The sequence below is a fragment of the Alkaliphilus peptidifermentans DSM 18978 genome (genome assembly GCF_900101495.1).
GTDB lineage: Bacteria > Bacillota > Clostridia > Peptostreptococcales > Natronincolaceae > Alkaliphilus_C > Alkaliphilus_C peptidifermentans.
This window is the reverse complement of record NZ_FMUS01000061.1, coordinates 1-3159: the sequence shown is the minus strand read 5'-3', so window position 1 is coordinate 3159 and position 3159 is coordinate 1. Positions and strand designations below refer to the sequence as shown.

Below are 3159 nucleotides of genomic sequence, written 5' to 3'. Positions count from 1 at the left end.
GTAAAATAAATAATTGAAAATATTAAGAGGTTTTAACCGTAGAAATGTGATGTCACTTAACGTTTCCGTGTTTACGACGTCCCTGAGCCGGACCCACCTGCTCCTCTACCCCTTGCCGGAGCTTCGTTCCCGGTGAAGGGATGTGGTGCGCTGACCTTTCCCCCACACGTGCATGCCCGCACCCTTGTGCAAAAACATTGTTATCTGCTGTCCGTCAACTCAAAACCTTTTACATCAACCAAGCCAATATTTCTTATTCCTTAATGTCGTATTCAAAAGATAATGTGCAACAAATAGCACTCTTTAATTTTCCATAATATAAGAATTTGTGTAGTAAAGATATGCTTATAACCTAAATAATAAATTGAAATTTTTCTAGAACTTGTTTTCTTTTTATGCAACAATATTTCTAAATTATAGCGGAATCCAATATCGCTCCATTCTGTCGCCATCTACCATTATTTCTTTTTCAAATATACCACCATTTGTAGTTATTGTTTTTTTACTTGCAATATTATCGAAATCACAAATCACAAGAACCTTGTCTAATCCATGCCGTTTGCAATTTATGAGATTTTGCCTAAGCATTTCTGTTGCGTAACCCTTTCTTCTTTCTATAGGGCGTACAGAATAACCAATATGACCTCCCCAAACACTTAGAATTGGATGATCGATGTGATGCCTGAAGTCAATAATACCAACGATTTTATTGTCACTCACCCTTATTGCCATGTATGTATTTGAACAAACCTTACCTTCTGGGCAGGTTTCTTTATTCTCAAGTATGTTTAATTCATCAATCCATTCCTCAGCTGAAGAGCATGTACGCAAGTTACCACAACCAGCCAGACTATCACCAGAATCCAGAAACTCCTGCCTATAGTCCATAATATCATTGGCATACTCCATAGTAGGTTTGATTAGTTTAATCATAGACATATAAAATACCCCCTTAACTTTAATTTATATATTTATAAATAATTTATTTGGAAATCCTAGTTACAAATTCCTAATACATATGCGATTTAATAAAGACATATCCTGTTGCATATTTTCTATCTAATACGACTATCACTTTTTACACTTATTTCTTCTTTCAACATCAAGGTAACTACTACCACTGCATTATTCTAAGGATTGCAGATAACGTCTCGTGTTTGCGACACCTTCGAGCTGGACCCTAAAGGAATACACCTTGGCGGTGCTTTGCACCCAGTGAGAAGGTGTGGTGCGCTGACCTTTCCCTTGATAAGTGCTTCAAACACCTTTATGTAAACACATTGTTACCTGCTGTCCGGTTAACGGAAACCCTCTACATCCACCAACCAATTCTTGTTCTTGTGAATTAATCTCAATTTCTTTTCATTTTATAAATGTTTAGACTGTGCCAACTTTATTGCTACAAGTTTCATAAATTTCTATTATATATTCGATAATAATAGAATGGCTTTTCTTCCGTCTCTCCAGAATTTAAAATCCACTTGGTCTCAAGATTAGCAAATCCCGACTTTTCGACTACTCTCTGTGATGATATATTATCAAGTTCTACAATAGCAATTAGATAGTCCAGTTTTAAATTAGCAAATACCCATTCAGTCATTGCCATTGAAGCTTCACTTATATACCCGTTATTGCTAAATTCTTCGGAAATAAAAAATGCTATTTCTATCTCATTGTTAACCTCTTCCTTATTGCCAATACCAACCATACCTATAAGCTTTCTATCTGACTTAAGGGTGACTGCAAGCATTATTCTTGCGGTATTCTTAGTTGATTTCGCATACTGCTCTCCAACCCAACTTATCCATTCCTTCCTTTCTTCTATGGATACTTTCCAATCAGGCATCCACTTTAATATATAAGGCTGACTACATATAGCATGTAATTCCTCCAAATCATTTACTGTAAATTGTCGCAATATAAGTCTTTCAGTTTCAACATAAATACTCACTTTAAATCTTTCCCCTCTTATTAATAATCATTATGTATGTCGTAATTTTTATCTTAATTTGACTATGCCTTTTTACACTTATTTCTTCTTTGTACATCAAATTAACTACTATCTCAACATTATACTAAGGATTGCAGGTAACGTTTCCGTGTTTACGACGTCCCTGAACCGGACCCTAAAGGAATACCCCCTTGGCAGTGCTTGCACCCAGTGAGAGGGTGTGGTGCTGACCTTTCTCTAAAAACTTGCTTCTAGCACCTTTATGCAAATGAATTGTTATGTGATCGTCTCGGTAACTCTATATTATCTGCATATACTAACCTATTTCTAACTTTAAGAAATTTCTGAAAGATATTGCGAGTTTGATTTCGATCTCTTAATTTTTTACTGATATTCTGAAAACCTCGGTTTCTTGCCCTTTTTCATCATTTGTTTTATATACATACTCCCAGCCTAATCTTTTATAATATTCAGCAGTATGTTCGGTTCTTAAATATAGTGTTTTAAATCCTAATCCTTTTACAACTTCCTGAACTCTATTAATTAACTTTTCTGCTATCCCTTGACTTCTATAGTTTGGACTTACATACAATGAGGCTAACCAAGGCGTTAAATCATTTTGGGTCTTTAAATCATTTTCAAAAATTGAAATTGTTCCCACACACTCATTATCTATAACTGCAATAAGTGTTATCGGAAAAGATGTTAAATTGGTATTTTTAAAATACTCAGTAATCAGTTCCAACTTTTTTGAACTCTTTTCTGATTTTACAACAAACTCATTATGAATCCAATTTGCCACTGTTACTACATATTCAGGATGATTACATAAGTAATCTATATACATTTTAATCCCTCCACTACTAAAGTCGTTATACCCTGCCCATGTGCTTTATCAGATATAGAACTTGTTGTAGATTTTTAATCTATTATGATTTTATTTTTACCTTGATATTAACCTTGATAGAGATGTCACATAACGTCTCGCATTTGCGACGCCTTCGAACTGAACCCCAAAGGGATACCCCCTTGGAGGTGCTCGCACCCAGTGAGAAGGTGTGGTGCTGAACCCGCCCCGAAACGTGCTTCCAGCACCTTTATGCAAATGCATTGTTCTCCGATGCCATACGCCCCGTGACTCAGAGGGCGACAGGACGTCGCACCCTTAAATTTATCAATCTTAATACTTCGCATTATAAGAAAAATCT

3 protein-coding genes are annotated in these 3159 nt (G+C 35.7%); all 3 read right to left on the bottom strand.

The annotated features are described in order from the left end of the window. Nucleotides 1–414: 414 nt before the first annotated feature. Nucleotides 415–939 carry a GNAT family N-acetyltransferase gene (locus BLP68_RS21175; protein ID WP_091547741.1) on the bottom strand — a complete coding sequence of 175 codons (525 nt, stop codon included), beginning with the start codon at nucleotides 937–939 and terminating at the stop codon, nucleotides 415–417. A 469-nt stretch (nucleotides 940–1408) separates the two neighbouring features. After that, entirely contained in the window at nucleotides 1409–1951 is a 543-nt protein-coding gene (locus BLP68_RS21170; RefSeq protein WP_091547739.1) for a GNAT family N-acetyltransferase, read from the bottom strand. Nucleotides 1952–2327: 376 nt separating this feature from the next. Further along, complete coding sequence (locus tag BLP68_RS21165; RefSeq protein ID WP_091547738.1) at nucleotides 2328–2798, bottom strand: GNAT family N-acetyltransferase; 471 nt, start codon at nucleotides 2796–2798, stop codon at nucleotides 2328–2330. Between the last annotated feature and the right edge of the window lie 361 nt (nucleotides 2799–3159).

Coding starts and splice junctions, on each gene's coding strand:
- BLP68_RS21175 (WP_091547741.1), bottom strand. CDS start 939: ATGTCTATGATTAAACTAATCAAACCTACTATGGAGTATGCCAATGAT.
- BLP68_RS21165 (WP_091547738.1), bottom strand. CDS start 2,798: ATGTATATAGATTACTTATGTAATCATCCTGAATATGTAGTAACAGTG.